We start from the raw sequence: 6,235 nt of genomic DNA, 5'->3' as shown, positions 1-6,235 counted from the left end.
GCCCGCCCTGCGGGCGGACGACGGGATTTCGCACCTACTCGTCTAGCGTGGACGCATGGCCGCAGGAGCTGTCGAGCTGGACGTCGCCGGGCGCACGGTGCGTGTGTCGCATCCCGACAAGACGTATTACCCGGAGCGCGGTTTCACCAAGCTGGACGTCGCCCAGTACTACCTCGCGGTCGTGGAGGGGGTGCTGCGTGGCCTGCGGGACCGGCCCACCACCATGCAGCGCTTTCCCGACGGGGTCGAGGGCGACTTCTTCTACCAGAAGCGGGCACCGAAAGGGCTGCCGGAGTGGCTGCCCACCGCCCGTATCGCCTTCCCCAGCGGACGCTTCGCCGACGAGATGTGCCCGACCGAACCGGCCGCGGTGATCTGGGCGGCCAATCTCGGCTGTCTGACCTTCCACCCCTGGCCGGTCCGCCGCGGCGACACCGAACACCCCGACGAACTGCGGATCGACCTCGACCCGCAGCCCGGCACCGACTTCGCGGACGCCGCCCGGGTCGCGTACGCGCTGCGCGAGCTGCTGGCGGAGCACGGGCTGCGCGGCTGGCCCAAGACGTCCGGCGGCCGCGGGGTGCACGTCTATGTACCGATCCGCCCCAGCTGGACCTTCACCGAGGTCAGACGGACGGCGATCGCGCTGGCCAGGACGCTGGAACGCCGGATGCCGGAGCTGGTGACATCGGCCTGGTGGAAGGAGGAACGCGGCGCGAAGGTCTTTGTGGACTACAACCAGATGGCCCGGGACCGGACCATCGCCTCCGCCTACTCCCTGCGCGCCCGGCCCCGCGCGACCGTCTCCACCCCGCTCCGCTGGGAGGAACTGGCCGATGCCGTGCCCGAAGACTTCGACCTCATGACGGTCCCACCGCGGTTCGCCGAACTCGGCGATGTGCACGCGGACATGAGCGAGCACGCCTTCGGCCTGGAATCCGTCCTGGAACTCGCCGACCGGCAGGCGGCGGACGAAGGGCTGGGCGATCTCCCGTACCCGCCCGACCATCCGAAGATGCCGGGCGAACCGTCCCGGGTCCAGCCGAGCCGGGCCCGCAAACGCTGAGGCGGCCGGCGGGCCGAAGCCGCATACTGACGGCAGGGCGGGCCGCCCGGCTGCGCCCGTATCGCCTGGTCAAGGGCACGGCCCGGTCCGGCCGTGCTGACCGTGAGGCCGCACCGGACCGTGGCGCCGTCGTCTAGGCAGGCAGCAGCCCGTGAGCGAACCCCGGATCGACTACGCGGCGGTCTTCCGAGACCTGCCGGGTGCCGTGCTGCTGCTCACCCCGCAGTTCATGATCGCCGACGTCAACGACGCCTATCTGCGGCTCTCCGGGCGCGAACGCGACCGTCTGATCGGCCGCTCACTCTTCGACGCCTTCCCCGACAATCCCGATGATCCAGAAGCGTCCGGCCAGCGCAATCTCCGGGCGTCGCTCCGGCGGGCGGTGTCCACCGCCACGACCGACACCATGGCGCTACAGCGTTACGACGTGGAGGCACCGGGGCGGCCAGGCGTGTTCGAGGAGCGGTACTGGAGCCCGGTGAACGCCCCGGTGCTCGGCCCCGACGGGGAGGTGCTGCTGGTCATCCACCGCGTCGAGGAGGTCACCGAGCTCATCCGGGCGCGCGCAGAGACCGACGACGGCAAACGGGACCGGCTGGAGGCCGATCTCTACACCCGCGCCCGGGAACTCCAGGAGGTCAACGACCGGCTGCGGGCCGCCCATGCCCGGGAACGGCAGGTGGCGCTGGCCCTCCAGGACGCGATGCTGCCCGCGCCCCGGCTCGTGGGGCACCACCGGGCCGCGGTCCGCTACCAGCCCGCCATCGGCGCGCTCAACGTGTGCGGCGACTGGTACGAACTGGAAGACCTGCCCGGGGACCGCATGGCGGTGGCGGTCGGCGACGTCGTCGGCCACGGGCTCGCCGCCGCCTGTGTCATGGGTCAGCTCCGCAGCGCCCTGAGCGCCGCCGTCCTGGTCGCCGACGGGCCCGCCAGGGCGCTGGAGGTGCTCGGTCTGTACGCCCACTCCGTGGCCGGCGCCGAATCCACCACCGTCGTGCAGGCCGTCATCGACTGGACCGCGCACACCATCACGTACAGCAGCGCCGGCCACCCGCCGCCGGCCCTGCTGCGCCCCGACGGTCACGTGGAGTTCCTGGACCGGGCGACCGACCCGCCGCTGGGGGTCCGGCCCGACCATGTGGCACGGCCCGAGGCGCACACCCCGTTCACCGACGGGACCGTCCTGGTCCTCTACACCGACGGGCTGATCGAACGGCGCCGTGAGGACATCGACATCGGGCTGGCCCGCCTCGCGGACTCCCTCACCCGGCATCGGGGTGCCGACCCCGAAGCACTCGCCGACGCACTGCTGACGGAGCTGCTCCCGCCCGACGGAACCACCGACGACACGGCGCTGGTCATCATCCGCCTCTGACCGGCCGCAACCGACCGCAGCCAAGCCCCGTCCCTGTCCCGTGCACTTGCTGCGGTCGGAGCAATATCCTGCATGCAAGGGTGAATAAGCCTATTGAACGAAAAGCGTGCTGGTTCTCGCGGTATCGATCCCATATCCGATTCCTGCCAACCAGGAGAACGCAAATGCGCAAGATCATAGGCCGTACCGTGGCCGCCGCGGCGATTGCCGCTGTTGCCATCCTTCCGCTCGGCGGTATGGCTGAGGCCGCTCCCAAGGCCCCGGTGTCCGTGTCCGACGATGACCACGGCCGGTGGGGTCACGACAAGGACAAGGACAAGGGCCACAAGAAGGACAAAGACCACGGCCGCTGGGGTCACGACAAGGACAAGGGCAAGGGCAAGGGCCATAAGAAGGACTACGGCCACAAGAAGGACTACGGCCACAAGAAGGACTACGGCAATAAAAGCGACTATGGCCACAAGAAGGACTATGGCCACAAGAAGCACTACGGCCACAGCCACGGTCGGGGCAACGGCGGCTGGGGCAACGATGGCTGGGGCCGGGGTGGCTGGGGTCCCTTCGGCTGGGGTGGTCTTTTCGGCCTCCTCTTCTAACAGCCGGTAGTACAGACGGGCCGTCGCGGCGCACATCCGCGACGGCCCGTCGCAGCTTGTCCGGGCTGCTGGTCCCCGCCGCCGCAGGCGCGACCGCCGCCGCGGCCTTCGTGTACGGCCTGGTCGGTGCGGGGGCCGTGGTCTGTGCGTCGCTGTGGCGGCTGGAGTTCGTCTCCACGTGGTGCGCCTTCGCCGCGGTGGTCGCTCTGCCGATGTTCGGCTGGGTGCGACGGGACCGAACGGCCGGGTGGGCCGGCGCGGGCTGAGACGGGCGCCGCGACATGCGCCCCGCCCCTCCCGGCCGCAGCCTGGTGTCATGGACGAGAAGCCACCACGGGTGACCGTGCACCCGCCGGGCCCGGACGGGGCGCGGCGAGTGACGGCCGGAGACCGGACCCTGGGCGTCGCCCACCGGATCGAGGATCTGGTGAAGATCCTGCGGCACGCCCTGCTGGCCGAGCATGTCCCGCTGGACGAGGTGGAGGTCGAGGAGACGGACCTCATCGACTGGCAGGGCGGCGGTCCCGGGGAATGGGGCGGCTAGCCCCCTTCCCCGCAGCGGCACTGAGCTACCGCTCGGCCCGGCGGCGCAGTTCCTTCTTGTCCGGCTTGCCCGCGTCGGTCAGCGGGAGGGCGTCGACGAACGTGACATCGGCCGGTTCGTACATCGCGCCGCGTGCCTCGCGCACCATGGCGCGGAGCTGCCGCCCGTCGACTCCGCTGCCGGGTACGGGTACCACCACGGCGTGCACCTGCTCCATGCGGTCGGCGTCGCGGACACCGAAGACGGCACTCTGCAGGACCTGCGGGTGCGAGTTCAGCAGGTCCTCCAGTTCGGTGGTGTACACATGGCCGCCGACCACGACGATCATGTCCTTGAGCCGGTCGACGATGGTCAAGTACCCCTCGTCGTCGAGGAATCCGACGTCCCCGGTGTGCAGCCAGCCGTCCCGGAGCACCTCGGCGGTCAGTTCGGGCTGTTTCCAGTACCCCTGCATGATCATGGCGGAGCGTATGCAGACCTCACCGTGCTCACCCGGCGGCAGGTCGCGGCCCGAGGCGTCGCGGATCGCCACCTCGACATCGGGGAGCACCTTTCCGGCGGAGCGCAGCCGATCCGGGCGCGCCGGGTCGTGGTCCGCGTGGGTGAGCACGCTGATCCCGCCCGCCTCGTTCTGCCCGTAAACCTGGAGCAGCACCGGGCCGAAGGTCCGTATCGCGTCGGCTATGCGGGCAGGGGACGCCTGGCAGCCGCCGTACGTCAGATTGCGCAGGCTGGAGGTGTCGGTGTGCCGCGCGTCCGGATGGTCCATCAGCTGGTAGAGCAGCGGCGGCAGGAGGAACAGATCGGTGATGCGCTCGCGTTCGATGGCGGCGAGCGCGGTCTTCGGGTCGAAGTCGTCGAGCAGGACGACGGTGCCGCCCTCGTACAGGGTGTTGTCGGCCAGCAGCCCGGCCGCGTGCGCGAGGGTGGTGCAGACCAGCTGCCGGCGGTCACCAGGGGCCACCTCGGGCATCGCTCCCTGGAACCAGTGCACCTGCTCGAAGGTGGTGCAGATGCCCTTGGGGTGGCCGGTGGTGCCTCCGGTGTGCCGGATGCTGCACACGTCGTCCGGACGGGCCTCGCTGGGGAAGGGGCCGGCGCTCTGACCGGCGGCCAGCTCCAGCAGATCGGTGCCCGACTTCGCGGGGCCGAGCACCAGGACGTCCGGCACGGGGGCCAACTCGGTGACCTCGGCGGCCCGTTCCGTGTAGCGAGGGTCGACGATCAGGGCGCGCGTCTCGACATCGCGGACGATGGCGGCCTGGGCCTCGGCGGAGAGCTTGTTGTAGAGGTGGTTGACCCGGCAGCCGGCCAGGTTCGCCGCGTAGCGCGCGGCGATGGTCTCCGGCAGGTTGCCGCACAGCAGGGTGGCGGTCGCTCCGCGTCCGACGCCCTGCGCGCGCAGCGCTCGCGCCATCCGGTGGACGAGGTCGCGGAACGCGCCGGCGGTGATCTGCCGGCCTTCGTGGACGAGGGCCACGCGCTCCGGGGCGAGGCTCAGCGCGTCGAGGTTCTCCTCCACGTAGGTGCGGAAGGGCTGTGCATGCGTCTGTGTAGCCGTCTGTGTGGCTGCCTGTGTAGCTGTCTGTGTGTCTAAGGACATGGGTACAGGGTAGTTAGTTGCTAGAGGTAACTAATATCGGGTGGTCGCTGACGCCCGCCGCCGGTCGTTTTCTCCAAGTCGGATGGTTCCGCACGGGCGTTGCGCGTCGTCGGGGACCTCCGGACGAGCTCCGTCATAGGGCGTGACGGCACGCGCTCGCCATGAAATCCTCCGTCTTCGAAGTGCTCGCCCCGGAAAAATGATCTCCTGGGCATCTCGCTCTCCCTGCGGGCCCGACCCGTCTGGAGAGATGATGGAGGGCAGCTGAAGCACGGCGAGAGACGGCCGGTGCACGGAAGCACCACGGCTGCCGGTCCTGGTGGCCGGCGGAAGGAGTGCTGGATGGGTGCGACCGACGCGTTCCCGGACGACGTCGCCTCGGTCGGCGCGGGCCCGTCCGAGCCCGGTGGCCTGCTGGACGTGTTGGGCGTGGCCGCGGTGATGCTGGACGCGCACGGACGGATCACGCTGTGGAGTCCGCAGGCCGAGGAGCTGTTCGGCTGGACCGCGCAGGAGGCGCTCGGCCGGTCCGCCGCGCACCTGATGGTGGCACCGGAGAACCTCGACCTGATCATGAACCTCTTCTCCCAGGTCATGTCGAGCGGCAAAAGCTGGGCGGGCGTCTTCCCCGTACTGCGCAAGGACGGCAGCACCCGTCTGGTGGAGTTCCGCAACATGCGGCTGCTGGACGAACGCGGGGACACCTTCGCTCTGGGCATCGCCACCGACCAGGCGGTCCTGCGGCGCGTGGAGCGGGACCTGGCGCTGTCGGTACGGCTGGTCGCCCAGTCACCGATCGGGCTCGCGGTCCTCGACACCGACCTGCGGTTCGTCATGGTCAACCCGGCACTGGAACGCATCAACGACATGCCCGCCGAGCAGCACATCGGCCGTCATGTCGCCGACGCCCTGCAGTTCCTGGACACCGACACCATCGAGGCCACGATGCGCCAGGTCCTCGCCAGCGGAACGCCGCTGCTCGACCAGTTCACCGTCGGCCGCACCGCCGCCGACCCGGGCGCCGACCACGCCTGGTCGGTGTCGTACT

Annotated in this window: 6 protein-coding genes and 1 pseudogene; 6 read left to right on the top strand and 1 reads right to left on the bottom strand. The window is 70.2% G+C overall.

Annotated elements, in window-relative coordinates; all coding sequences use genetic code 11:
• Nucleotides 1-55: 55 nt before the first annotated feature.
• The 5 genes and pseudogenes from ligD (at nt 56) to AB0I10_RS39805 (ending at nt 3,584) form a co-directional block, all read left to right on the top strand.
• Entirely contained in the window at nt 56-1,066 is a 1,011-nt protein-coding gene (gene ligD / locus AB0I10_RS39825) for a non-homologous end-joining DNA ligase (protein ID WP_363157634.1), read from the top strand.
• Between the two features lie 151 nt (nt 1,067-1,217).
• Complete coding sequence (locus AB0I10_RS39820; RefSeq protein ID WP_363157633.1) at nt 1,218-2,444, top strand: SpoIIE family protein phosphatase; 1,227 nt, start codon at nt 1,218-1,220, stop codon at nt 2,442-2,444.
• Between the two features lie 164 nt (nt 2,445-2,608).
• On the top strand, nt 2,609-3,040 hold the full coding sequence (locus tag AB0I10_RS39815) for a hypothetical protein (RefSeq protein WP_363157632.1): 432 nt from the start codon (nt 2,609-2,611) through the stop codon (nt 3,038-3,040).
• 119 nt (nt 3,041-3,159) lie between these two features.
• A pseudogene (locus AB0I10_RS39810) lies at nt 3,160-3,306 on the top strand (DUF6629 family protein); the annotation flags it as partial.
• Nucleotides 3,307-3,356: 50 nt separating this feature from the next.
• A complete protein-coding gene (locus tag AB0I10_RS39805) occupies nt 3,357-3,584 on the top strand; it encodes a hypothetical protein (RefSeq protein WP_363157631.1) in 228 nt (75 codons plus the stop codon).
• A gap of 25 nt (nt 3,585-3,609) precedes the next feature.
• Here AB0I10_RS39805 and AB0I10_RS39800 read toward each other — a convergent pair whose 3' ends face one another.
• Entirely contained in the window at nt 3,610-5,187 is a 1,578-nt protein-coding gene (locus AB0I10_RS39800) for an AMP-binding protein (RefSeq protein WP_363157630.1), read from the bottom strand.
• A 342-nt stretch (nt 5,188-5,529) separates the two neighbouring features.
• On the opposite strand from AB0I10_RS39800, the gene AB0I10_RS39795 reads away from it, so the two are divergent.
• A partial coding sequence (locus tag AB0I10_RS39795; RefSeq protein ID WP_363157629.1) for a PAS domain-containing protein occupies nt 5,530-6,235 on the top strand: 706 nt, incomplete at its 3' end.

Source organism: Streptomyces sp. NPDC050636, assembly GCF_040654775.1.
Taxonomy (GTDB): domain Bacteria; phylum Actinomycetota; class Actinomycetes; order Streptomycetales; family Streptomycetaceae; genus Streptomyces.
The sequence above is the reverse complement of the archived record's forward strand: the minus strand, read 5'-3'. Positions and strand labels throughout refer to the sequence as shown.